Origin of the sequence: Blautia sp. OM07-19, from assembly GCF_003481595.1 — a bacterium.
Lineage (GTDB): Bacteria > Bacillota > Clostridia > Lachnospirales > Lachnospiraceae > Blautia_A > Blautia_A intestinihominis.
The window spans coordinates 165,812-190,454 of sequence record NZ_QULA01000001.1 but is presented as its reverse complement, the minus strand read 5'-3'; the positions used below and the strand labels follow the sequence as shown (position 1 = coordinate 190,454).

26 protein-coding genes and 2 pseudogenes are annotated in these 24,643 nt (G+C 45.3%); 3 read left to right on the top strand and 25 right to left on the bottom strand.

Going from position 1 to position 24,643, the window contains the following annotated elements; genetic code table 11:
- Nucleotides 1–126: 126 nt before the first annotated feature.
- Together DXC01_RS00815 and rfbD are read right to left on the bottom strand one after the other, a co-directional pair.
- The gene (locus DXC01_RS00815) at nucleotides 127–1,425 is read right to left on the bottom strand and encodes a dicarboxylate/amino acid:cation symporter (RefSeq protein ID WP_118698010.1); all 1,299 of its coding nucleotides are present in this window, start codon (nucleotides 1,423–1,425) and stop codon (nucleotides 127–129) included.
- Between the two features lies 1 nt (nucleotide 1,426).
- Nucleotides 1,427–2,278, bottom strand: a complete 852-nt coding sequence (rfbD, locus tag DXC01_RS00810; protein WP_022214233.1) for a dTDP-4-dehydrorhamnose reductase — start codon at nucleotides 2,276–2,278, stop codon at nucleotides 1,427–1,429.
- Nucleotides 2,279–2,553: 275 nt separating this feature from the next.
- On the opposite strand from rfbD, the gene DXC01_RS00805 reads away from it, so the two are divergent.
- Entirely contained in the window at nucleotides 2,554–2,895 is a 342-nt protein-coding gene (locus DXC01_RS00805; RefSeq protein ID WP_118698009.1) for a VOC family protein, read from the top strand.
- A gap of 2 nt (nucleotides 2,896–2,897) precedes the next feature.
- On the opposite strand, the gene DXC01_RS00800 is transcribed toward DXC01_RS00805, so the two are convergent.
- The 8 genes and pseudogenes from DXC01_RS00800 to rplM all read right to left on the bottom strand — a co-directional run bounded on the left by DXC01_RS00800 (nucleotide 2,898) and on the right by rplM (nucleotide 10,453).
- Complete coding sequence (locus tag DXC01_RS00800; RefSeq protein ID WP_118698008.1) at nucleotides 2,898–3,842, bottom strand: aldo/keto reductase; 945 nt, start codon at nucleotides 3,840–3,842, stop codon at nucleotides 2,898–2,900.
- Between the two features lie 58 nt (nucleotides 3,843–3,900).
- The gene (locus DXC01_RS00795) at nucleotides 3,901–4,881 is read right to left on the bottom strand and encodes an N-acetylmuramoyl-L-alanine amidase (RefSeq protein WP_243111522.1); all 981 of its coding nucleotides are present in this window, start codon (nucleotides 4,879–4,881) and stop codon (nucleotides 3,901–3,903) included.
- 89 nt (nucleotides 4,882–4,970) lie between these two features.
- Nucleotides 4,971–6,026: an FUSC family protein gene (locus DXC01_RS00790; protein WP_118698007.1), complete on the bottom strand. Its 1,056-nt coding sequence runs from the start codon at nucleotides 6,024–6,026 to the stop codon at nucleotides 4,971–4,973.
- A 751-nt stretch (nucleotides 6,027–6,777) separates the two neighbouring features.
- Nucleotides 6,778–7,578, bottom strand: a complete 801-nt coding sequence (locus tag DXC01_RS00785) for a hypothetical protein (RefSeq protein ID WP_022214239.1) — start codon at nucleotides 7,576–7,578, stop codon at nucleotides 6,778–6,780.
- A 140-nt stretch (nucleotides 7,579–7,718) separates the two neighbouring features.
- Nucleotides 7,719–8,105 (bottom strand): annotated as a pseudogene (locus DXC01_RS00780) (transposase); the annotation flags it as partial.
- A gap of 34 nt (nucleotides 8,106–8,139) precedes the next feature.
- Complete coding sequence (locus DXC01_RS00775) at nucleotides 8,140–8,646, bottom strand: helix-turn-helix domain-containing protein (RefSeq protein ID WP_243111521.1); 507 nt, start codon at nucleotides 8,644–8,646, stop codon at nucleotides 8,140–8,142.
- A 969-nt stretch (nucleotides 8,647–9,615) separates the two neighbouring features.
- Nucleotides 9,616–10,008 (bottom strand): 30S ribosomal protein S9, encoded by a 393-nt coding sequence (gene rpsI, locus DXC01_RS00770; RefSeq protein ID WP_005427589.1) that lies wholly within the window; start codon nucleotides 10,006–10,008, stop codon nucleotides 9,616–9,618.
- A 16-nt stretch (nucleotides 10,009–10,024) separates the two neighbouring features.
- Nucleotides 10,025–10,453 (bottom strand): 50S ribosomal protein L13, encoded by a 429-nt coding sequence (rplM, locus tag DXC01_RS00765; RefSeq protein WP_005427591.1) that lies wholly within the window; start codon nucleotides 10,451–10,453, stop codon nucleotides 10,025–10,027.
- Between the two features lie 330 nt (nucleotides 10,454–10,783).
- Between rplM and DXC01_RS00760 the strand changes: the two genes are divergently transcribed.
- Nucleotides 10,784–11,347, top strand: coding sequence for a TetR/AcrR family transcriptional regulator (locus DXC01_RS00760; protein WP_022214455.1), 564 nt, complete (start codon nucleotides 10,784–10,786; stop codon nucleotides 11,345–11,347).
- A 119-nt stretch (nucleotides 11,348–11,466) separates the two neighbouring features.
- Nucleotides 11,467–13,434: an oleate hydratase gene (locus DXC01_RS00755; RefSeq protein WP_022214456.1), complete on the top strand. Its 1,968-nt coding sequence runs from the start codon at nucleotides 11,467–11,469 to the stop codon at nucleotides 13,432–13,434.
- A 191-nt stretch (nucleotides 13,435–13,625) separates the two neighbouring features.
- On the opposite strand, the gene DXC01_RS00750 is transcribed toward DXC01_RS00755, so the two are convergent.
- The 15 genes and pseudogenes from DXC01_RS00750 to DXC01_RS00680 form a co-directional block, all read right to left on the bottom strand.
- Nucleotides 13,626–14,348: an FUSC family protein gene (locus tag DXC01_RS00750; RefSeq protein WP_118698005.1), complete on the bottom strand. Its 723-nt coding sequence runs from the start codon at nucleotides 14,346–14,348 to the stop codon at nucleotides 13,626–13,628.
- A gap of 18 nt (nucleotides 14,349–14,366) precedes the next feature.
- Nucleotides 14,367–14,516, bottom strand: a pseudogene (locus DXC01_RS00745) (glycine radical domain-containing protein); the annotation flags it as partial.
- A 46-nt stretch (nucleotides 14,517–14,562) separates the two neighbouring features.
- Nucleotides 14,563–15,093: a EutP/PduV family microcompartment system protein gene (locus tag DXC01_RS00740; RefSeq protein WP_118253181.1), complete on the bottom strand. Its 531-nt coding sequence runs from the start codon at nucleotides 15,091–15,093 to the stop codon at nucleotides 14,563–14,565.
- A gap of 18 nt (nucleotides 15,094–15,111) precedes the next feature.
- The gene (locus DXC01_RS00735; RefSeq protein ID WP_022214460.1) at nucleotides 15,112–15,543 is read right to left on the bottom strand and encodes a BMC domain-containing protein; all 432 of its coding nucleotides are present in this window, start codon (nucleotides 15,541–15,543) and stop codon (nucleotides 15,112–15,114) included.
- 10 nt (nucleotides 15,544–15,553) lie between these two features.
- On the bottom strand, nucleotides 15,554–15,919 hold the full coding sequence (locus tag DXC01_RS00730; protein ID WP_022214461.1) for a BMC domain-containing protein: 366 nt from the start codon (nucleotides 15,917–15,919) through the stop codon (nucleotides 15,554–15,556).
- A 248-nt stretch (nucleotides 15,920–16,167) separates the two neighbouring features.
- Complete coding sequence (locus DXC01_RS00725; RefSeq protein WP_022214462.1) at nucleotides 16,168–16,959, bottom strand: urease accessory protein UreD; 792 nt, start codon at nucleotides 16,957–16,959, stop codon at nucleotides 16,168–16,170.
- 3 nt (nucleotides 16,960–16,962) lie between these two features.
- A complete protein-coding gene (ureG, locus tag DXC01_RS00720) occupies nucleotides 16,963–17,571 on the bottom strand; it encodes an urease accessory protein UreG (protein WP_022214463.1) in 609 nt (202 codons plus the stop codon).
- An 89-nt stretch (nucleotides 17,572–17,660) separates the two neighbouring features.
- Complete coding sequence (locus DXC01_RS00715; protein ID WP_118253178.1) at nucleotides 17,661–18,356, bottom strand: urease accessory protein UreF; 696 nt, start codon at nucleotides 18,354–18,356, stop codon at nucleotides 17,661–17,663.
- An 11-nt stretch (nucleotides 18,357–18,367) separates the two neighbouring features.
- The gene (locus tag DXC01_RS00710) at nucleotides 18,368–18,847 is read right to left on the bottom strand and encodes an urease accessory protein UreE (RefSeq protein WP_118698004.1); all 480 of its coding nucleotides are present in this window, start codon (nucleotides 18,845–18,847) and stop codon (nucleotides 18,368–18,370) included.
- 29 nt (nucleotides 18,848–18,876) lie between these two features.
- Nucleotides 18,877–19,383, bottom strand: a complete 507-nt coding sequence (locus DXC01_RS00705) for an AmiS/UreI family transporter (RefSeq protein WP_022214466.1) — start codon at nucleotides 19,381–19,383, stop codon at nucleotides 18,877–18,879.
- A 22-nt stretch (nucleotides 19,384–19,405) separates the two neighbouring features.
- Nucleotides 19,406–21,127 carry an urease subunit beta gene (gene ureB / locus DXC01_RS00700; protein WP_118698003.1) on the bottom strand — a complete coding sequence of 574 codons (1,722 nt, stop codon included), beginning with the start codon at nucleotides 21,125–21,127 and terminating at the stop codon, nucleotides 19,406–19,408.
- 35 nt (nucleotides 21,128–21,162) lie between these two features.
- Nucleotides 21,163–21,531: an urease subunit beta gene (gene ureB, locus DXC01_RS00695; RefSeq protein WP_022214468.1), complete on the bottom strand. Its 369-nt coding sequence runs from the start codon at nucleotides 21,529–21,531 to the stop codon at nucleotides 21,163–21,165.
- Nucleotides 21,532–21,543: 12 nt separating this feature from the next.
- The gene (gene ureA, locus DXC01_RS00690; protein WP_022214469.1) at nucleotides 21,544–21,846 is read right to left on the bottom strand and encodes an urease subunit gamma; all 303 of its coding nucleotides are present in this window, start codon (nucleotides 21,844–21,846) and stop codon (nucleotides 21,544–21,546) included.
- A gap of 195 nt (nucleotides 21,847–22,041) precedes the next feature.
- Entirely contained in the window at nucleotides 22,042–23,112 is a 1,071-nt protein-coding gene (gene trpS / locus DXC01_RS00685) for a tryptophan--tRNA ligase (protein WP_022214470.1), read from the bottom strand.
- Nucleotides 23,109–24,626, bottom strand: a complete 1,518-nt coding sequence (locus DXC01_RS00680) for a citrate/2-methylcitrate synthase (RefSeq protein ID WP_022214471.1) — start codon at nucleotides 24,624–24,626, stop codon at nucleotides 23,109–23,111. Before DXC01_RS00680 ends, trpS begins: the two co-directional genes overlap by 4 nt.
- Nucleotides 24,627–24,643 lie beyond the last annotated feature (17 nt).

The window sequence follows — 24,643 nt, the reverse complement described above, 5'->3', positions numbered from 1 at the left end:
TTGTAATGATGGTTTTATTATATCTGACATCTGAAAGGGATTTCAACCTGTTTTGCATATATGGACAAAAAAACGACCGTACACATAATGTGTACAGCCGTTTCTTTTAAGATTGATATTTGGAAATCAGTCTGTTTCGTTGAATACTGATTTGTCGAGAGCGCCGTTCTGGTGTGCGACGATCGTTGTGCAGACAGCGTCACCTGTGATGTTGACTGCTGTTCTTGTCATATCGAGGATACGGTCGATACCCATGATCAGACCGATTGCCTCTACCGGAAGTCCAACAGAGTTGAATACCATGGTCAGGGTTACAAGACCGACACTCGGTACACCTGCGGTACCTACGGAAGCAAGTGTCGCTGTTCCGATAACGGTCACGTAATCCATCGGGCTTAAATGGATGCCAAATGCCTGTGCCGCAAAAACTACTGCAACACCCTGCATGATGGAAGTACCATCCATGTTGATGGTCGCACCAAGCGGAATGGTGAAGGAAGAAATCTTCTTGGATACACCAACCTTCTTGGAAAGGGTATCAATAGACATCGGAATGGTCGCATTGGATGTAGCGGTTGAGAATGCGAATGCCATAACCGGGAAAAATTTCTTGATGAAACGTATCGGGTTCAGACCTGTAAAAATCTTGAGCAGGATCTGATATACACCGAAGCACTGGATCGCCAGGGCAAGCAGTACGCCGATCATATACTTCGCCAGCGGAATGAATGCGCTGAAGCCGATGTTTGCAAAAGTACGGCTGATCAGGCAGAAAACTCCGATCGGCGCAAGGCTCATGATCATCATGGTCATTTCCATCATAATGTCATTGAACTGGCTGAAAAAGTTTGCTACTGTCTCTGCACGCTCTCCCATCTTTGCAAGGATCACACCGACGATCAGGGCAAATACGATAACCTGAAGCATGGTTCCGCTTGCCAGAGAATTGATCGGGTTGTCCGGAATGATGTTGAGGATCGTATCCGTAAGGGAAGTTGCCTCCATGGTTTCCACAGACGCTGCTGAACTCTGGATTGCGCTCATATCAAGTCCGACACCTGGATTAATCAGGTTTCCGATGCCAAGTGCAACGCAAACTGCCAGTGCAGTGGTTGCAAGATAAAAAGCCAGGGTTCTCACACCTACGGTTCCGAGTTTCTTGGTATCCCCGATCGCCATGCTTCCGCAGACCAGAGAGCAGAATACCAGCGGTACAACAAGCATCTTCATCAGACGGATGAATCCCTGTCCGATGACATAAAGGATACCTTCAATAATTACATCTTTCTTAAAGCTGCTGTCCGGAACCAGATAGCAGAGAATGATACCAAGGATCGCACCTGCGATCAGGGCGATGAAAATCTTGGTTGTCAGACCGATTGCTTTTTTGTTCGGAGTTTTTGCTTTTGTGTTTTTTTCTTTCATCTTAGTCCTCCGTTCTTTCATCCATGTATTCTTTCAGAGATTCTTTCCAGTCTGGCATATCATACACCTCAATGATACGAAGGATAAAATTGTCCAGAACTGCATATGGCGGTCTGACAGAAGAAAGATCTGACTGCTCTGTCGGAACAGATTTCAGTTCGATATTCTTGCCGGCAAGCCGTAAGATCTCCTGTGCGAATTCATAACGGTTGCAGACGCCGCTGCAGGTCACATGATAAGTTCCATATTCATTTGTGCTGATCAGATACAGGATCATTCTTGCAAGATCCTTCGCGCTGGTCGGAGAACCGAACTGGTCAGATGCAACGGAAAGAGATTTTCCGGTCTCTGCTGCCTCCAGAACACGGTTTACAAAGTTGCGTCCACCCTGTCCGTATACCCAGTTACTGCGGATGATAAAGTGCTTGTGAGTAAATTCTTTGACGTAATACTCGCCGGCTCTCTTAGATCTGCCGTAAACAGTCAGCGGATTGGTGTCATCAAATTCTGTGTAAGGTTTCTTGCTCTGTCCGTCAAATACATCATCTGTGGAAAGCTGAACGATCTTGGAACCACATTTGCGGGCAACAATGCTTAAGTTTCTTGCGCCAAGGGCATTGACACGGTATGCATGTTCCGGATTTTTTTCGCACTCATCGGTATCTGTAATACCGGTACAGTTAATGATCACATCCGGACGGTTGACGGTACCAAAGTTGATCACTTCATCCGTATCGGTGATGTCCAGTTCATCAAGGTCTGTGTTCAGAGCCTCGATCTCCATCGGGTCAAGTACATCATTCAATGCACGGCCGATCTGTCCACTTGCACCCGCAATCCATACTTTTAACATCTCTACTACCTCCTCAAAATAAAATACGGCACCGATTCAGATCAAATCAGCGCCGTTTCAATCTATGTCGTTAAATATTTTAACAATTTTGTATATTTATGTCAAGGAAAAGTGCATGTTGTCTGTTGTTTTTGCATACTTATGCGGTTTTTATATTGTATTTTTTCAAATAATGCTGAGATAATTTCCAAGAGCAGTTGCATCTGTTCGGAAGTTCTTATATGCTAAAAGAAACAGCCCCGTCGGGGCTCTAACTTAATCAAGGAGGATTTTTTATGGCAAAGATCGACCATGCCGCGATTCGTACAAGTTCCTACGAAGACGCCCAGAAATTTTTTGAAGATGTATTTGATATGCATATATGGAGAGAAATCGGAGAAAAGCCATCTCGCAAATGCTGGTTCCGCGAGGGTATCCAGCTCTGCGAGATGGAAAATATCAATATCACTGCCGAAAACGGCTATGATCATATTTCTATCGCCGTTGATTCTGTAGAAGAAACAATGGAAAAGATCAAAGCTTATCCTGTGACTCCGATCAACGATCACTGGTTCTCTCTTCCTGATGGAACGAAGATCGAACTGAAACTTCTGGAAAACTGGAAAGTGAACGACTGATATTATTTCAGCAGACCTTCGACAACTTTTTCCAGTTCATCACGGATCTTGATGTGCTGTGGACAGACTTCTTCGCATTTGCCGCATTTGACACATTCTGTTGCGGATTTTCTGCCGTGGCCGCCTACGAGCCAGTTTTCCTGGTGGAGTGCCTGCGGTTTGCTTCCGTACAGAGTCAGATAGTTCATTGCCGTGAAAGAACCGGAAATTCCGATCTCCTTCGGACAGACTTTTGCACAGTAGTTGCAGGTTGTACATGGGATCAGCGGGATCTTCTTTAATTCTTCCTGCGCTTTGTCGAGGGTTTCTTTTTCTTTCTCGGAAAGTCCGTCAAATGTCTTCATGTAGGAAAGGTTGTCCTGCATCTGTTCTACGTTGCTCATTCCGGAAAGTACTGTGATCACACCTTCCAGGTTTGCCGCAAAACGAACTGCCCAGGATGCCGGGGAGGCGTCTGGTTCTGTGTCTTTGAGGATCTTTTCTACGCTTTTCGGCGGGGTTGCAAGCATACCGCCCTTGACTGGTTCCATGATGATGACCGGTTTGCCGTGCTTACGTGCAACCTCATAGCATGCTCTTGACTGGACTGCCGGGTTTTCCCAGTCTGCGTAGTTGATCTGGAGCTGGACGAATTCCATCTCAGGGTGTGCAGTCAGGATCGCTTCCAGTTCTTCCGGTGTGGAGTGGAAGGAGAAGCCTACATGTTTGATCAGACCCTGGACCTTTTTCTCCTGGACCCAGCTCCAGAGATCAAAGTTATCAAAATACTGTGTTCTCATCTCGCCGAGATTGTGCAGCAGATAAAAGTCAAAATATCCTGCTCCTGTCTGTTTCAGGGATGTTTCAAACTGTGCTGTCGCATCTTCTCTTGTCTTGCAGTTGATCCATGCTGTGTTCTTGGTCTGTTCTACATCGATGGTGTCGTCATCCAGCTTCGGAAGACGCATCAGACCGAATCCAAGTTTCTTGATTTCTTCGCCTAAATATGCCGTGTATTTTCTCCTCTCAACTTATAAAAAATTTTTTTATGCCATCAGCCATTCCTTTGACCATTTTTTGCTGGTAGGATGGTCGCTGCATCATTCTGTCTTCTGACGGATTCGACATATATCCAAGTTCAATCAGTGTTGTCGGGACTTTGCTCCAGTTATTTCCACTCATGCTGTCTGTTTCCCATATATATTCTTTCCTGCATCCGGTTGCCTTCACATAAGAATTCAGCACTGCTTTTGAAAGTGCATAGCTTTTCCTGTACATGCTTCTGGAAACGTAACGGTTCCTGGAGGTTACGCAAATTGTCATCGCGCCATTTACCGATGAATAATCCACTCCATTTGCATGAATTCTCAGATATGCATCTGCTTTTGCTCTGTTTGCAACTCCTGCTCTCTGTGCACAGCTTATTCTGGTTTTGTTGTCATTTCGGGTCATAATCACACGACATCCCTGTGCTATCAGTGCTGTACGAAGTTTTTTGGCTATATTTAATGTAAGCTGATATTCTCCAATTCCTGTAGCAACTCCTTCTGTGCCGGAACTGCATTTCGCTTTTCTTTCGCTTGAGCCCGGTCCCAATGGTTCATATCCACTCATCTGGACTCCGGAATGTCCCGGATCAAGAACAACTACAGGTACCCATACTCCATTGCTATTGATCTTTCTTCCCTGAATTGTGGTGTTTCTTCTCATTTTTCCGCTTCTTTTATCGAAATAGCGATAATGATTTTTTGTGTACACCCATCCTTTCAGCTGAACCCCCTGGTAATTAAAACAATAATAGTCATTTCCGATTTTTGACATGCCTTTCAGCATTCTGCCATTCTGGTAATAGTATCTCTTCCCGGAAACAGTTTTCCATCCGGTATACCTGCCGGCAGCCTGTACAGTCTGAGGCAAGATACCACCCTGCATCCCTGTTTCGCTCAAAATCCAACCAAGCAAAAGCAGGCACAGCAATATACTTATAGTTTTTTTTACTTTTTTCAAATCTTTCCTCCCTCCATAAAAAAACTGCTTTCTGTTCGTTTCATTAAATATTATATTTCGAACAGAAAGCAGATGCAATCTATATTTAATTATGCGATACTCTTTTCCATATGTTTGCGTTCAAACAGTCTGTCGATTACTTTGTTACATAGGATCGTATATATTGCTCCGAATACATTGGCACCGATACGAAGTGCTACTGCTGCCGGCATGCCGAACAGTCCTGCTGCGATGGATAATGCTCCGAAAGTATTGAATGCAGTCTGCCAGGCATATCCTGCTGAATAGCCTACGCCAATTCCACCGATCATGCCGATATACGGATACATGGATTTCGGAAGGATCAGGTATAATACGATGAATAAAGCACATCCTACAATGTTGAACATTCCTCGTTTTCCTGCGCGTCCCATGCAGTCTTCGGTAAATGGAAGACATACAGACATGCAGGCAATTCCTGCCCACATTGCTCTCGGAAGTCCCAGAAGGTTCATGAAAAGCATTGCGCTGGAAACGATAAGTGTCAGTTTGAGATACCATCTTCCGCGCGCAGAATTCAGGTCGAATTCACGGAAAAGATCCAGGAATGTTCTTCTATATGGACGGTTCTTTTGATTCTTATAGAAGATAAACATGCAGAGCAGCATTCCAACGGCGAGTCCTTCTACTCTCTTTATGTATTCTGCTCCGGTCACATCGTACCCCAGCAGGAGAAGGTATCCCAGGACAAATGTAGAATGATTATACATGATCACGTTGTGGCATCCCAGGATCATCAGAAGCATGATACAAATGATATTCACGGCAAATGCCGGTACTGCGGAGACTGAATTCGCGATCCTTGGTCCGGCCATCAAAATCCCGTAAATCCCTGCAATGCAAAACAGCCCATGTGTCGTCCGTATCCCGAAATCTGCCTGTCTGAGCACCAGCACCGCCAGAAGAACGGTCACGCCAACCACGCTGTTGTTACTGCCGGTAAGCTTACTGTACAAAGACACAACCGCCACACAGAATGCCATCACGAGGTATACCTTGAAATTGTAGATCAGAATGTGTCGTCTTTTTTCCTTTGGATCTGTGGTGTTTTTGATCAACTGCTTCGAGCCCACAGAACTCAGCTGCAGTTCCTGATAAAAAGTCATAAGTTCTCGCTCCTTTTTTACAAAGTGTAAAGAACTATACCGCAAATCTGGCTGGAGGTCAAGTGGTATTTTGGGGAATTTGACGTTTTCCTATGGCATATTTTTCACTTTATCGAGCCACATGCAGACCTGTCTGGATCTGTAAACCCGACACTGACTTACTCAGCTTTAGACCATCTAAGCTACGGGCATTTTAGACTTGTACAGTACCTGCTTCCTATCAGACTATCTACTTTCGGAGCCTCCTTTGACTTGCCTGATACTTGCTCGCCATCGGACCATCTGATTTCGGAGCTGGTTTTGACTTGCCTACTACTTGCTCCCCATCTGACCATCTGATTTCAAAGCTGGTTTTGACTTGCCTGATACTTGCTCTCCATCAGACCATATAATTTCGGAGCTGGTTTTGACTTGTCTACTACTTACTCTCTACCAGACCATATAACTTACCGGGATTTTGTTGACTTTGTATGGACTTGCTATTGCTATAGTCATCCTCAATCACAATTTTTGTGGACTTCCACTGTACTTACTTATCTGCTGGTCATTTCTCGCCTCAGTTTCTGTTGGTCTGCCCTGTATTTACTCTTATACAAGTCATTACAGCTATATTGATTCGTAGATCCTACCATTACTTTTCTACTGGTAATCTTTATCCTGAATTTCAGTTAACCTAAGCCATCAATTTTTTCCAAACTGTTTACAAGGTAATATAAGCCAACACTAAAGGCACACCTTTCTATCTTTCATGCTATAGTAGATACTCTCTTGCAAGCTTCTCTACAATTTTCATGTCCAATCCATCCTGTAGCGTTTCAAATGTCAGGACTAACCTTTGCCCTGGAAAGATTCCATTTTTTTCGTATGTTTCAATCTTCTTGATCGCTTTTCTTGCATACTCAGGATCATCCATTCTTCCATCATGCTCCCAGTATATCTCTTCTCCTGTCTTTGGAGATAAAAATGTAAAGTCGGGATAGACTATTCCAAATCTTTTCAATATTACTGGATGCTCATATTTATACGGAATTCCTGTATGATAAAAATAATCTGCCAGGATTTTTTCTGACTTCGAACGCACACGTTCTCCCTTTGCTGTTGTTATGACTGGAATATTTTCAGCAAATGTCTTGCCTTTATATTCTTCCTTTTCCCACTCGCTTAAACGTTGTTCCCATGTTGGTTGTATCGGTTTGATCAACTTCTGTCTCTCGGGATGTTCTTTCGTGTATAATACGTCAATTTCATTGTCATCATAATCTTTCAATATTCTTCGAAGCTGTTCCAGACGTTTCTTTACCAGGCTGCGCAATTTGTTGTTATATGTATTTTGCGCCAGTTGAACAGGAAGTTCTTTGTTAGTCTTTGGAATATAGGTGTCATATTTCTTACCATTTCCACTTGGAATATGATGAAAGTAACGGACTTTATTTTTGTCCATCGAGATTCGTAAAGTACCTTCCAACACTTCTTCCTCTGAATCACCTATCCCGTTCAGAATGTCTTTTAAAAACCTTTCTTCCTCTAATAATTTTTGTCTTAAACCATTCATATATTACATCTCCTTTTCTTTTATTTGTGATTTAGGAACATTAGAGAATGGTATTGGGAATCATTTAATAGAAATATTCTTCGCAGTATGACTCATTTATTTACTCTTAGAATTTAAATCAACTATAGCAATCCACTAAATTATTGCACATAATCACACGAATGAAACCACCCTATGCAGTCCTTTGGACGAATTGTTAAAAATCCTTTTGAAATAGCTGAGGGTAATTCCGATGCAATCCGTATCTTTTCTTTCCTTAAAAATGCTTTGAGTTTTGACCACATCTTTTCAATCGGATCCAGATCCGGACTATACGGGGGCAAATACAGATAGGTTACTTTTGAGCTGTCCAGTAGCTGTTTCACCGCTTTTGCATGATGGGAACGCATATTATCCATAACGATAATGTCTGCTTCTGAAAGCGTCGGCAGCAACTTTGTTTTCAGGTATTCTGCAAACCGCTCTGCAGTAGTTCCTCCCTGATAGACTGTATAGGCACAGTCTCCATTCAGACGTATGGAAGAAGGAACGGTTGTATTGCAGGGCGTGTTGAGTGGAGTTTTATCTACTGCTCTCCGGTTTTTCTATGCTCTGGCATAATGTCGCGTCATATTGATGTTTACTCCGCTTTCGTCCAGAAAGACCAGATGATTTATGTCTCTCTCCGACATATGTTTTTTCCAGTTTCTGCGTTTTTCCCTGACATCGGGGACGCTCCTGCTCTGAGGCATGAAGAGATTTTTTCTTGTAAGAATACCCGAGTTTAATAACTGCCTTGCGGACTGTTTCATTACAAACATGCAGACCAAGTGTATCAATGATTTCATCAATTGTGATATCTGGTTCCTGCCGAACCACCCAGTCAATGTTTTGGATATCTTCCGGTGTCAGGGCATGTTTACGCCCTCTCTGTGATGTCCTTGTTTTTACAGAACCTGTTTCACACATTTGTTTTTCCAGGCGGTAAACAGTACTGGTATTCACAGAAAAACACTCTGCGATTTCTTTTGCATTGTGCGTTTTATTCCAAGCTTCAATAAGTAGTTTGCGTGTTTCATCATGTAACATAATAATCACCTCTTGACTCTATCACAGACCTGTTGTCAAGAGTGTGCAGTATTTTTTTGGAGTGCTATAATCAAAATTCTTTGTTGACATCTGTTCCGTTTGCTAAATACTTGCTGATATTCCAACCACATGTTTTCAGGAAATACCTTAACTGGCTCAACACTTGTAAATCTTTATACCATCTAATTTGTGTGTATGTGTTAACTTGCTCCCCTTAGGTCATTCAATTTCAGAGCCGGCTTTGACTTGTCTGATACTTGCTCTCCCTCAGGCCACCTAATTTCAGCGCCGGCTTTGACTTGTCTGATACTTGCTCTCCCTCGGGTCACCTAATTTCAGCGCCGGCTTTGACCTGTCTGATACTTGCTCTCCCTCAGGCCACCTAATTTCAGCGCCGGCTTTGACCTGTCTGATACTTGCTCTCCCTCAGATCATCTGATTTCAGAGCAGGCTTTGACTTGTCTAGTACTTGCCCTCCCTCGGACCATACAACTTGCCAGAATTTTGTTGACTTTGTATGGACTTGCTATTGCTATAGTCATTCTCAATCACAATTTTTGTGGACTTTCACTGTACTTTCTTACCTGTTAGTCATTTCTCGACTCAATTTCCGTTGGTCTGTTCTGTATTTACTCTTATCCGAGCCATTGTATCTCCTTTGATTCGTAGACCCGCCCTATATTCTACCCGGTTCAGGTCATTGCACATATGTTGATTCGTAGACCTGCTCTTCCCTTTTCCCTGTCTGGGTCATTCAAATTCCATAGGCTTATAAATCAGGTCTCGGTTGTCTTAAATTCACTGGTTAATAATAGGATTCTTTCAATCATCAGCGGTAATATTTCTCTGATGATCAACTGTTAGATTCTTCTGAAATTAGAAATAATAGATATGTCTTTTAGAAAAACCCCGGAACCAAAGATTCCGGGGTTGGATATGCATCTGTATTCGAAAAAGTTTCGCTCCAGATTATCGTTTAGAGAACTGCGGTGCTCTACGAGCTGCTTTGAGACCGTATTTCTTACGTTCTTTCATACGTGGGTCACGTGTAAGGAATCCAGCAGCTTTGAGAACTGGTCTGTATTCTGCGTCTGCCTCAAGAAGGGCTCTTGCAACACCATGTCTGATGGCACCAGCCTGTCCTGTGTATCCGCCACCTTTAACGTTAACGAGAACGTCAAATTTGCCTTCTGTTTCTGTTGCAGCCAGTGGCTGACGAACGATAACTTTCAGAGTCTCTAATCCGAAGTATTCGTCGATGTCTCTTTTATTGATTGTGATTTTGCCTGTACCAGGTGTAAGGTAAACTCTTGCGATTGATTTCTTTCTTCTTCCTGTTCCGTAGAATTTTGCGCTAGCCAATGTCTCCTACCTCCTATTAAAATGTTAAGGTTTCCGGTTTCTGAGCTTCATGTTTGTGCTCTGGTCCGGCATAAACGAAAAGTTTCTTGTACATGGTTCTTCCCAGAGGTCCTTTTGGAAGCATACCTTTAACTGCCAGCTCGATAACCTTCTCCGGTTTCTTAGCCATCATTTCTTTTAATGTGGTTTCTTTCATTCCACCAACATAGTCGGAGTGATGATAGTAGATCTTCTGGTCCATTTTCTTACCAGTTACTTTAACTTTGTCAGCGTTAACGATGATAACGTAATCACCTGTATCAACGTGTGGTGTGAACTGTGGTTTGTTCTTTCCTCTTAATACGCTAGCAACACCAGATGCCAGACGGCCCAGTGTACAGCCTTCAGCGTCAACTACATACCATTTTCTTTCGATTTTATCTGGATTAGCCATATAAGTCTGCATGGTTTTACCTCCTGTTATTTATCAACGATAGTTTGTTTAATCACGAATTGTCGTGATATCATATATAATTCCTGGTGATCAGTGCAAATAACATATACTGCGGAAATGTCCGAAACCGCTGATAAAAACACCTTCGCCGGGGCTTTGGCTCAGGAGTCATCGCACTACGTCACATTGGGTAATTCTACTATAACCCCTTCCATATGTCAACAGTTTTTTCCCAGTTTTTCGATATTTTTTTCCAATAAAAAAATGTTTCCTCGCATCGTGCTTGTAGTGCCCCTGATTTACGGATATAATAAGAAGAAAAGGAAAACGGAGGAACAGCTTTTGTCCAACATGACCAAACGGGCTCTGGAAGAATCGCTCAAGCGTCTTCTTCTCAAAAAGCCTCTGACAAAGATCACGATCAACGACCTCACCACTGACTGCGGGATCAGCAGAATGACTTTTTATTATCATTTCAAGGATATCTATGACCTGGTGGAATGGGTCTGCCTCGAAGAATCCACACGTGCACTCCAGGGTAAAAAGACATCGGGCGACTGGCAGGAAGGACTTCTGCAGATTTTTGAGGCAGTCTACGAAAACAAAGCTTTCATTATGAATGCCTACAGTTCCCTGCACCGTGAACAGATTGAAAACTTCCTCTTCCGCCTGACCCACGATCTGATCATGGGTGTTGTCGAGGAACAGTCCATCGGGACATCCATCACTCAGGCGCAGAAAAATTTTATCGCTGATTTCTATAAGTACAGTTTTGTCGGCATCATGCTCGACTGGATCTGCCAGGGAATGAAATCCGACTACGCTTCTATCTGCCAGAATATGTGCACCACCCTTCATGGAAATATCTCAAATTCCATCAAAAACTTTACAAAATCGACAAAGTGATAAGATTTTACTCATTTCGCCTCTTTTGTAAATTGAAAAACCTGCAAAATGGCAATACTATAGGAGACAGAAGCAGAGAAATACACATCATCATAAACAAATGAAAGGTGGTTTTTTATATGTCTAAAAAAGGATTAAAACTTGGTATCGCACTTGCAGCAGGAGCCGGAGCAGCCGCAATGCTCGCAAAAAACTCTCAGGAAAATAAAGAGATCAAAGCTACAAAAGCAAAGAAAGCCGAAGCTGCCAGATCTGACTACCGCAATACAGAACGCGGCAAATACGAAAAGAACAGCAAAGGCATCTACTATACAAATGGTAACTACGAAGCATTCGCCCGCCCGGAGAAACCGGAAGGCGTAGATGACAAACACGCTTACATCGTTGGAAGTGGTCTGGCATCTCTCGCTGCTGCCTGCTTCCTTGTTCGTGACGCACAGATGCCTGGTTCCCACATCCATATCCTCGAAGCCATGGACATTGCCGGTGGTGCCTGCGATGGTATCTTTGATCCGACACGCGGCTACATCATGAGAGGCGGTCGTGAAATGGAAAACCACTTCGAATGCCTCTGGGATCTGTTCCGCAGCATTCCTTCCATTGAAACACCTGGTGTTTCTGTTCTGGACGAATATTACTGGCTGAACAAACATGATCCGAACTACTCTCTCTGCCGTGCAACTGTAAACCGTGGCGAAGATGCTCATACAGACGGCAAATTCAACCTCAGCCAGAAGGGCTGCATGGAGATCATGAAACTCTTCATGACAAAGGACGAAGACCTCTACGATAAGACCATCGAGGATGTTTTCGACGATGAAGTATTTAATTCCACCTTCTGGCTGTACTGGAGAACCATGTTCGCATTCGAAAACTGGCACAGTGCCCTGGAGATGAAGCTTTACTTCCAGCGTTTCATCCACCACATTGCAGGACTTCCGGATTTCAGTGCCCTGAAATTCACCAAATACAACCAGTACGAATCCCTGATCCTTCCAATGCAGAAATATCTGGAGGAAGCAGGTGTTGACTTCCAGTTCAACACAGAAGTTACCAACGTGATCTTTGAATTCAAGGATGACAAGAAGATCGCATCTGCGATCGAATGCAAGGTAAATGGCGTAGAAAAAGGCATCGTCCTTACTGAAAACGACCTCGTATTCGTCACAAACGGAAGCTGTACAGAAGGTACGATCTATGGTGATCAGAACCATGCACCGAACGGCGACGCGGAAGTTCGTACAAGCGGCTGCTGGTCCCTCTGGAAAAATATCGCAGCGCAGGATCCATCTTTCGGACATCCAGAAAAATTCTGCTCCGATATCAGCAAGACCAACTGGGAATCTGCAACTGTCACAACTCTGGATGACAAGATCATTCCTTATATCACGGACATCTGCAAACGTGATCCACGTACCGGCAAGGTTGTTACAGGCGGTATCGTAAGCTGCCAGGATTCCAAGTGGCTTTTAAGCTGGACTATCAACCGTCAGGGACAGTTCAAGGATCAGGACAAAGATAAGGTCTGCGTATGGGTTTACGGTCTGTTTACAGACGTACCTGGCGACTATGTCAAGAAACCGATGAAAGACTGTACCGGTAAAGAGATCACCGAAGAATGGCTGTACCATCTTGGTGTTCCGGAAGACCAGATCGAAGACCTCGCAGAAAACAGTGCGGTATGTGTACCGACCATGATGCCATATATCACCGCATTCTTCATGCCGAGAACCAAAGGCGACCGCCCGGACGTTATCCCGGATGGCTGTGTAAACTTCGCATTCCTCGGCCAGTTCGCAGATACTCCGCGTGATACCGTATTCACCACAGAATACTCTGTCAGAACCGCTATGGAAGCTGTTTACGGACTCCTCGGCGTTGACCGTGGCGTACCGGAAGTATGGGGAAGCGTTTACGATATCCGTGAACTCTTAAGCAGCAGCGTGAAGCTGATGGACGGCAAATCCCCGCTGGAGATTGACATCCCGGGTGCAAACCTTATCCTGAAACCAGTACTTCATTTCATCAAGGGAACCGTGATCGAGAAAGTATTGAGAGATTATGATGTGCTGAAAGATGGTATGTGATTTTTATAATGAAATAAAAAATGTGCAATGTTTCTATAATATGTGCTACTGCATGCAAGAATCAACTGTGATATCTTAATGTTGCACACATATTCAGTGAAAGCCTGGAATGGGTCATACCGACCCGTTCCAGGCTTTTCTACGCCAAAAGAGCACCTGCTGTCCGGGACAGTCAAATGCTCTTTTTGGTGTTACTTTCGTCTATCTTTTATTTTAGAGATTATAGTGGAGAAATTTTCATCTTCCGCTCCGAAATTTTCACGCTCTTTTTTTCGGGATGTGCGGTTTTTGTTTATGTAAGATTTAAAGGCATCTTTTGTTTCAGCCCAGAAGGTCAGTAAAGAAACACCTTTTTCTCTGTCGTGCTTTGAGGGAAACAGCACATACAAAAGAAGTGCGATCAGCACACCTCCTCCTGTATCAAGGATGCGGGCGATTGTGTATGGGAGTACCCGCTCCGTACCAACTGTGTAGATCACGACAAAGTAAATAACACTTCCAGGCTGAATCGCTGAGTCTGCACCCAGTGCAAAATTACACCAGATCACAAGACACAGACCGGAAACAAGCCATATCCAATCAGGGATCCCAAAGGGCTGACTGGTATACAATTCATAAAAAGGAATCACCAGAAGACCGCCAACCAGAGTGCCAATCACCCGGTTGATTCCGTTGTGGAAGCCTTCTTCAAACTGGCTTCCAACCGCGTAAACTGCACCGATCAGTGCAAAACACGGATTTCTTTTGCTTAGGAGGTATTCATAAACTACGGCGGTGATCAATACTGCCAGAGCAGTACGCCACATCCTCGCCCGGATCCGGGGAGATTTGAAATTCCTGAGTGGCGTAAGCTGCCATTTGTCAGGCACCTGTGCTCTGTCCAGCATTTCCTGCGATCCAAATCCAAATGCCATAACAATATCAGTCCCTTATTACAGTCTCTTATGGCAGGTACGTGCGATAACGTCAAGCTGCTGTTTCTTTGTCAGGGAAATGAACTTAACAGCGTATCCGGAAACACGGATGGTAAAGTTCTGATATTCTTCTTTTTCCGGATGTTCCATTGCGTCGATCAGTTTCTTCATAAGTAATTTATCTTTTTAATTATATATACGACTCTCGCATTTATCACCGAATGCTCTCCGGATACTCCACGCCCTCCGGAAGTGGCTGCCATTCGTTCAGGCCAAGGCTCTGCTTGAACTTCGCCTGCTCCAAGGTGAGTTTCGGAAGGTCGTCCTTGAGGTAATCCATCAGTTCTGAGATTCCTTCTCTCGTTACGTTGTTGACCTCGAAGATCCGCTCGCAGCCCATATTCTCCATCCACTGGCGGACCATTGGAAGGTTCGCATAGGGGGAGTCTACTTTCGTGATAATGCCGATTAGCGGACGAAGGAGAAAGTTCCTGCTTCCGTCGCTGAACAGGTTAAACGGCTCGTTTGCTGCCTGCACAATCGCGATCACGTCTGCCTCGAAGGAAAAACATGCCAGACCGACACTGAAATGCTTGGATTCTGCATATTCTCCCGGGGAATCGATCGTATCATCATTTGAATTTGTATACTGGGTTTTGTGATAATGGAGTTCCTCACCCTTCAGTGCCTGGGTCAGAGAGGTCTTGCCTGCTTCACTTCGCCCCATCAAAAAAACTTTCTTCATTATTTATCCTGTCCTGTTTCAGCTTTTGTGAATCTCACATACGTTAAAGTTCAGCTCATCGCGGAAAAATCTGACGACTTCCTCGATCGCAGTCAGCACCTGTGATAAACCGCCGAGTATGATCAGCGCACCGCTGAACCTGTCCATAAAACCAACCTCAACATCGGCTGCCTTGACTGCAACATCTGTCGCAACTACGATCGCTTCCCATGGTGTGATACGGATGATGCCGATGGACTCTCCTGTATGATCCTCGCCCTCATGTACGCCAATATGAAGTGCCAGATTCTGATACACCGATGGATCTGAAGGTGTAAAAACATGGGCAAAATCGATGGATTTACCAGGAACCCGTACACGTGTCATACGGAGTTTCTTTCCCTTCAGATGCTCATAATCATCATTAAACAGCTTCTCGAGAAGTTCTTCTCTCGTTATTCGTTCTTCCATGTCCTACGTCCTATCTCTTGGTGATCTTGCAGACTACGTATCCCAGAGTGTCACGGAAATAATCGACAACCTCTGTCATCGCGGACATAACGTCTGAAATCTCTCCTGTAATGATCATGGTTCCTGTAAAACGGTCTGCAAATCCAAGATAGACATTGCCGCTCTTGACTGCGATATCGGATGCGATGACTGCAGATTCTGACGGAGTCATGTTCATGATCCCGATCGCGGATGAACGGTAGTCCACCTGCGGGTTCAGTCCGAGTTTCTGATATATGATCGGAGCCGGGCCGCCCATTACATGTGCAAAGGTAATCTCCTTACCTGCTACAGTCTCCTGCACGATTCTGATCTGATCTCTATGTTCATCTGCCATTAATAGCTCCTCACTTTCACTATGTATATTAGTGCCAAATACTCTCTATCTAATATTACTAATTGTACTATTTTGTATACATAATGTCAAGGCGATTTTCCTTCAAGTCAGCAAAAAACAACTATTTTGCAAAAAGGAATCCACACAAAACAACATTTTGTTTTTTCTATCGGATTTAAAATGCACAAAAAAACAACTGCTCCGGATCTGCTCCAAAACAGTTGCTTTTTTGAATATAAATATAGTTTTCAATCCATGCTCTGGATCTTTTCTGATATCTTAAGAAGGGGCTCTGAGCCTCTTCCAAGGATACGCACAGCCGCATCGCCGCTTGCGATCCTTGTCACACCGCCTTCAATCTCCGGTGTTTCATCGAGGAGTTCTCTCACTTCACTCATCCAGGATTCTGATTTCTCAATGTTAAAAAACACCAGATTCAGAAGATGTGTAAATCCTTCGTACATCCCGGTTCCGCTCATTTCAAAGAGCTTCGGGTCATACCGGGTATTGTCAAGATAAATGAGATTCCCCTCTTCTCTGACTGCCACATGGTTATGGTAAAAACGATAGGCAAACGCCTCACCGCAGGCAGCTCTTCCACAGGAAAGGATCTCCTGGAACAGAAGCCGGGAAGTTTTTTCTTTCAGCTCGATCTCCAGATGATTCTCAAAGGCAGAATCTTTGAACGGGATGGTTGGAAGCGGTGCATATTTGAGGTACGCATCCGGCTCCACGACGATCCTGGTCTCCCGCCGCGCCATGCCCTCTTTCATTTTGTGGATCTTCTCATATGCCTGTGACAAATATTCCAGGCTGGTTCCCGGATTTACATGGATGTCAAATTTCTGCACATCCCCTTCCATGATGCCAGCCGATGCAGAAAGCACCATCACCTGCATAAAATCTTCCCGAAGATAAAATGGAAGCATCACCTTGAAAGGCGCTGTAAAAAACACATCACTCAGCACGGCTTTTCCATCTCTCAGTTCTGTTTCCAGTCTTACCTCCGATGTCTTTCCAAATTTATTTTCTGTCGTCACGCTTTAACATCCTTCCAGAAGTACATTTTTCTTGATCCAGTCGATCACGGCATCTGTGCCGTCCAGTCCGCGGATATTTGTAAAAAGGAACGGTCTCTCGCCGCGCATTTTCTTTGAGTCTCTTTCCATAACAGAAAGGTCCGCACCGACATACGGAGCCAGGTCGATCTTGTTGATGACGAGAAGATCTGACTTGGTGATTCCAGGTCCGCCTTTTCGCGGGATCTTGTCGCCCTCTGCCACATCAATGACGAAGATCGTCGCATCTACGAGTTCCGGGCTGAAAGTTGCGGAAAGGTTGTCACCGCCGCTCTCGATGAACAGAAGCTGAATATCAGGGAATTTTTCCATCATCTCTTCTACTGCTTCCAGGTTCATGGAAGCGTCTTCACGGATTGCGGTGTGCGGGCAGCCGCCGGTCTCTACGCCTGTGATCCGCTCGCGTGGAAGAACAGAGTTTTTGCTCAGGAATTCTGCATCTTCCTTTGTATAGATATCATTGGTGATAACACCAATGCTGTATTCAGAAGCCATCTGTCTTGTAAGACATTCGATCAGGGCAGTCTTGCCGGAACCAACCGGTCCTGCCACGCCAATTTTTACGTATGACATTGTTCCTCATCCTCTCATTATTTTCTCATAATCATTCAAAATCCTTATCGTGCAAGCACGAACGGCTTTTTGAACTTTTCTCCCTGGTATCAGGACATGTAAATCCTCGAATACAGTCCTTCATGCTGCATACACCGAAGGTCAAATCCCGGGCCGGAAAGTCCGAGCCATTCTTCCCCGAGCTCTTTCACTTCCCTGGTCAGTTTCTGGAGAAGCGGGTAGCACCCACTCAAAAGTTTCTGCCCGGAAGACTGGCTTAACGGAATCGTTTTTACACAGTTTGTGACCATTGCAGAGGTCTGCGCATACAGAAAATGTTCCAGTGCCTCTTCTCTGGTGATCCCTGCCGCCCCGCAGAAAACACCGTATGCCACTGCATGATGCACGCTTTTTCCTTTCCGTGCCTCTCTGTATTCCTCAAAAACACGGTTCTCGCGTGGAATCTCAAGCGCCGACAGAGTTTTGATAAAACGTGAACCCAGTTTCCGGCTTGCTTCTCTTGTTTCGCGCGGGATTTTTCCGGCTTCCATGATCTCTTCCAGACGGGAGATTGCCGTCAGATCTCCACTGACCGCGTACTCCCAGCCAAGTCTCACTGCCAGAAATTCATTATACAAAAAATTATATTCGAGCCGCTTGTGGATAAATTCTTCTGCACTGTCCTCATCATGAACAATTCCCTTCTGGATATAAGTTTCCAGCCCGTAGGAGTGGGAATATCCACCAATCGGAAACAGTGCATCATTTACCTGTAGCAGAAAAAATTTCGCTGTTCCTTCTGTCATAGACGTACCTCCTAGTGGGTATGGGAATGTACGGAAGCAGAAATCCTTCTGTCAAAATCCAGTTTGGATTCTTTTACCTCTGTGGAAACACCGTGGAGTTTGTCCAGCATTACCCGCATCGGTTCGTTATATGGTGTGATGAAAGTTCCCTCTTTCGCACCCCAGAACAGTGGTGCATGACGGTTTCCGATTTCGTAGCACACCTTTGCCACCATATGTGGATGATGTTCGTCGACAGTGACTACGATCACCTCGCAGGGAGGGATGTTTACCGCATACACGGTATCACCCTCCACTGCGAGAACATCATCCTGATTCAGCCCTCTGGTCAGCACAGAGTCATCCAGGCGGATGCCGAGTTCTGTGCCTCCCTGACTTGTTTTTCTGTGAAGTTTTTTGAATGCTTCATCCCAGTGGATGTCCACGTAATCCACCTTTTTTCCGGAGAACACTCCGTCTGTCAGTTTTCCCAGAATTTTTTCACAAATCATTGTATGTCCCTCCTCGCGGAATTACCTTTTTACCACTTTCCGATCAGCATCAGCACGCCAGGGATCCAGGCGGTCACGATGCCCTCAAATACCTGCAGGGCCGGCACAAACTTGCCGAGTTTTTTGCCCATGATGTCCTCAACGAAGGATGTTCCCCAGAGGATCGCCCAGAGATACCAGATCGCAGCCCAGCGGATGTCCGGCTGGATACCAAGAGCTGTACTTCCGGTAAAACCTTCCAGTGTTCCAAATACCACTGCGTTGATCGCTACAAATGTGGAAAACCATGCGAACGGAATGCCGCTCAGTTTAAAAATATTGTTGACTGCCACAAATAAATAAGTGAAGCAGAACAGAAGTCCTGTTCCTGCTGCATAATAATTTCCCTGCACAAGATTTACAAAGTTGATGAACAGAGAAAGTCCTCCGGTAAAAATATTCATCACTGCGAGGGATTTTCCATCTACTTTATAAAAGTTGCAGATACCGTTGTTGATCAGGACAATTCCTACAAATAATAAACAAACACCTAACATTTATGCCCTCCTCAGAAAGTCATCAGAACAGATTGTATAACTGTGTCAGCGGAAGTTTTTTCGCCGGTTTGGATGTGATGCTGACTCCGTCGGCTTTTACTTCGTATGTTTCCGGATCTACCGTGATCTCCGGTGTTTTGTCGTTAAATACCATGTCTTTCTTTCCGATGTTTCGGCAGTTTTCTACAGGCACGACATTTTTTTCCAGACCGTATTTCTCTTTGATATTTTCTTCCATGGCTGCCTTGGATACGAAGGTCAGGCAGGATGCGTATTTTGCTTTTCCATGTGCTGCAAACATCGGCTGGTAGAATACCGGCTGTGTGGTCGGAATGGAGGCGTTGGCATCACCCATCTTGGATGCGATGATCATACCGCCTTTGATAACCATATCCGGTTTTGCTCCGAAGAATGCCGGGTTCCAGAGAACGAGATCAGCAAATTTTCCTGGCTCCACAGATCCTACATACTTGGAAATACCGTGTGTGATTGCCGGGTTGATGGTATATTTGGAAACATATCGTTTTACACGGAAGTTGTCGTTTCCGTGACCTTCATCTTCTGGAAGCGGTCCTCTCTCGCCTTTCATCTTGCTTGCTGTCTGCCAGGTACGGGTGATGACCTCACCGATACGTCCCATTGCCTGGGAATCGGAGCTCATCATGCTGAACACACCCATATCGTGAAGGACATCCTCTGCTGCGATCGTTTCCGGACGGATACGGGAATCTGCAAAAGCGACATCTTCCGGGATCTTTTTGTCCAGATGGTGGCATACCATCAGCATGTCCAGATGCTCATCCAGAGTATTTACAGTGAATGGCATGGTCGGGTTTGTGGAAGAAGGAAGGATGTTCGGGGTTGCTGCTGCTTTGATGATGTCCGGTGCATGTCCGCCGCCGGCACCTTCTGTATGGTATGTATGGATGGTTCTTCCTCCGATGGCATTGATGGTATCTTCTACGCATCCGCCTTCGTTCAGGGTATCTGTATGGATGGCAACCTGTACATCATATTCATCTGCCACATTCAGACAATGGTCGATGACTGCCGGAGTTGCCCCCCAGTCCTCATGGATCTTGAGACCCATCGCACCTGCTTTGACCTGCTCGATCAGAGGTTTCTCATCGGAGCAGTTTCCTTTTCCGAGGAAACCTAAGTTCATCGGATATTCCTCTGCTGCCTTGAGCATCATTTCCATGTTCCATGGTCCTGGTGTACAGGTCGTTGCGTTTGTTCCGTCTGCCGGGCCAGTTCCGCCGCCGATCATGGTTGTCACGCCGGAGTACAGCGCACAGTCGATCTGCTGCGGGCAGATGAAGTGGATATGCGTATCAATACCGCCTGCTGTCACGATCATTCCCTCGCCTGCAAGAGCCTCGGTGGAAGCACCTACGGTCATGCCCGGTGTCACACCGTCCATCACGCTTGGGTTTCCTGCTTTACCGATTCTTTTGATCTTGCCATCCTTGATTCCGATATCGGCTTTGATGATTCCTGTGCTGTCTACGATCAGGGCGTTTGTGATAACAAGATCCAGATCACCGTCTGCGCTTGTTGTCTTAACGGACTGTCCCATACCATCACGGATCGTCTTGCCGCCGCCGAATTTAATTTCATCACCATAAGTGGTGTAGTCTTTTTCTACCTCAATGATCAGATCTGTATCTGCCAGACGTACTTTATCTCCAGTTGTCGGGCCGTACATCATTGCATATTTTTCACCGGAAATTTTTACACTCATGAATCTGTTTCCTCCTTTTTTCTGTCAGAATCTACTTACTCTTTTGGCATGAAGCCTTTGGTGCGGGCGTTATTAAGAGCTGCTTCTTTGTTGACTTCTGAAATCTGCGCGCAGGTCAGGTCGTTCAGACCGAAGACTCTCTTTGTTCCGCCTATCGCGGTAAGCTGGACTTCTTTTTCTTCACCTGGTTCAAAGCGGACAGAAGTTCCGGAAGGGATGTCCAGATGAAAACCATATGCTTTTTCTCTGTCGAATTTAAGGTAACGGTTTACCTCAAAAAAATGGAAATGTGAGCCAACCTGGATCGGACGGTCGCCGGTGTTTGCCACTTTGACTGTGACGGTAGGTTTGCCCTCGTTTAATGTAATCTCTCTGTCCAATGGAATGATTTCGCCAATTTTCATAGTTGTCCTCCTTTACTGAATCGGATTGTGTACTGTTACAAGTTTGGTTCCATCTGGAAATGTTGCCTCTACCTGTACTTCATGTACCATGTCTGCGACACCGTCCATAACGTCGTCTTTTGTCAGCATTTTGGTACCGAGCTGCATCAGTTCGACTACTTCTTTGCCGTCTCTTGCAAGTTCAAGAAGTTCTGAGCTGATATAGGCAACTGCTTCCACATAATTCAGTTTCACGCCTCGTTCCTTCCGCTCTTTTGCCAGATTTCCTGCCATATGGAGCATAAGCTTTTCCTGTTCCTTTGGATTTAAACGCATTACATTTCCTCCTTTATGGGTATTTAGAAAATAAAAAAAGCAAACGAAAAAGTCTCCTAGACTTCTTCGTCTGCTTAGTTCCTCTCGGAATATGCGGTATTATAGCATTGATTTTCGACAATTGTCAATACTATTTTTTATTGTTGGTCATACCACTTGCAGTTGTGATTATTACATATAGCCGTTGCAGGCTGATCATTTCTGATACATATCAGACTGGTCGCTGTCAAAGTAGTTGATCCTCATGGATGCTTTGACGTCATTCAGGGTCTCGGCTGCTTTGGCTTCCGCTACCCTGCTGCCTTCTCTGAGGATATCCATAACATCCGGGATGCGCTGCTCCCATTCTTTTCTTCTTGCACGGATCGGTGAAAGTTCTGCCTGCATAACGTTGTTCAGGAATTTCTTAACCTTGACATCGCCAAGACCGCCTCTGCGGTAGTGATCCTCGAGCTCTTCGAGGTTCTGGTATTCCGGCAGGAATTCCGGGAAATACTCATCCTTGCAGAATGCTTCCAGGTAGATGAATACCGGATTGCCCTCTACGCGGCCTGGGTCCTGTACACGGAGATGATTCGGGTCTGTGAACATGGACATGATCTTTTTCTTGACATCTGCTTCTTCGTCAGAGAGGTAGATGCAGTTGCCAAGGGACTTGCTCATTTTGGCCTTGCCATCGATACCTGGCAGACGTAAGCATGCCTTGTTGGACGGCAGAACGATCTTAGGATCGGTCAAAGTCTCACCGTATACGGTATTGAATTTGTGCACGATCTCCTTGCACTGCTCGATCATCGGCATCTGGTCCTCGCCAACCGGCACATGTGTTGCACGGAAAGCAGTGATATCTGCTGCCTGGCTGATCGGATAACAGAAAAATCCAACCGGGATGCTTGCTTCGAAGTTACGCATCTGGATCTCGGATTTAACGGTAGGGTTACGCTGCACACGTGCAACAGTAACAAGGTTCATATAATAAAATGTCAGTTCTGTCAGTTCCGGTACCATAGACTGGATAAAGATCGTGGACTTCGCCGGGTCGATACCGCATGCGAGGTAATCCAGTGCAACCTGGATGATGTTCTGACGTACTTTCTCCGGATGCTCGGCGTTGTCTGTCAGTGCCTGTGCATCTGCGATCATGATATAAACTTCATCGTAATCACCGGAATTCTGGAGTTTGACACGCTCCTTCAGTGATCCTACATAATGTCCTACATGAAGTCTTCCGGTAGGACGGTCACCTGTTAAAATAACCTGTTTCATTTATTCTTCTTCTCCTCAGGGCACTTCTTCGAATCCTGCGGTGCCTCTTTTTCTATAGTTTCTGCCTTTTCTTCCGGCTGTCCTGCTTCTTCCTTTTCTAATTCTCTCAGTACTTCCTCGCAGCCTTCCTCCGGCGCTCTCTCGTCAAACGGAACAAAGCTTGCATGATGTCCCACATATTTGTATGCCGGACGGATGATCTTGCTTGCGTTGAGGATCTCTTCAAGACGATGCGCGCTCCATCCCGGGATACGTGCGATCGCGAAAATCGGCGTAAACAGCTCTTTCGGGATTCCAAGCATAGTATATACGAAACCGCTGTAAAAGTCTACGTTTGCGCAGACATTTTTGAAAAGTCTTCTCTGTTCCATGACCAGTCTTCCGGCAAGGCGTTCTACGAGTTCGTAGAGGGCAAATTCCTTCATCATGCCCTTCTCCATTGCGAGGTCTTTGGCGAAGCGTTTCAAGATGACTTCACGTGGGTCAGAAAGGGTATAAACGGCGTGTCCCATACCGTAGATCAGACCGCTGTGGTCGAAGACTTCTTTGTTGAGGATCTTGCGGAGATAGCTTTCCACTTCTTTCTCATCGGTCCAGTCTTTGACGTTTGCCTTGATATCCTCGAACATGTTCTGGACTTTGAGGTTTGCACCACCATGACGAGGTCCCTTGAGGGAACCGATGGATGCTGCAACGGAAGAATAGGTGTCTGTTCCTGATGAGGTAACTACGTGTGTGGTGAATGTAGAGTTGTTACCACCGCCGTGCTCTGCATGAAGGATCAGTGCGATGTCGAGAACCTTTGCTTCCAGTTCTGTGTATTTGCCGTCCGGACGGAGCATCAGAAGGATGTTTTCTGCGAGGGAAAGGTCCTTCTGTGGGTTGCGGATGAACAGGGTCTCATCTTTACGGAAATGTCTGTAGGAATGATAGGAATATACTGCGATCAGAGGCAGTTTCGCGATCATTTCGATACTCTGACGGAGAACGTTTTCTGCGGAGTTGTCCTCTGGTTTGGAGTCGTAGGTGTACAGAGTGAGGATGCATCTCTGCATTGCGTTCATGATATCGCCGTTGGAAGCTTTCATGACAACGTCACGGACAAAACGACCGGACAGGGTCTCGAAGTTTGCCATAATGTTTTTGAAAACTTCCATGTCCTTGTCGGATGGAAGTCTGCCGAACAGAAGGAGGTAAATGGTTTCCTCAAAACCGAATTTACGTCCTTTGAGGCCGTCTACGATATCGTTTACATTATATCCCTGATAGTACAGTCTGCCGTGTGCAGGGATCTTGCGCCCGTTGATCAGGTCGTAACCTGTAACATCGGAAATCTCGGTAAGTCCTGTCAGGACACCTTTACCTGCGGAGTCACGAAGACCTCTCTTTACATCGTATTCTACATAGAGATTTGGGTTGATCCGATGGCCATTCATCAGTTCTTCCCCAAGAAGCTCCATACTGTCTTTCAGAGTGCCCATCTCGTCAAGATTTAACATTTCATGATCTGCCATTTATTCTCTCTCCTTCA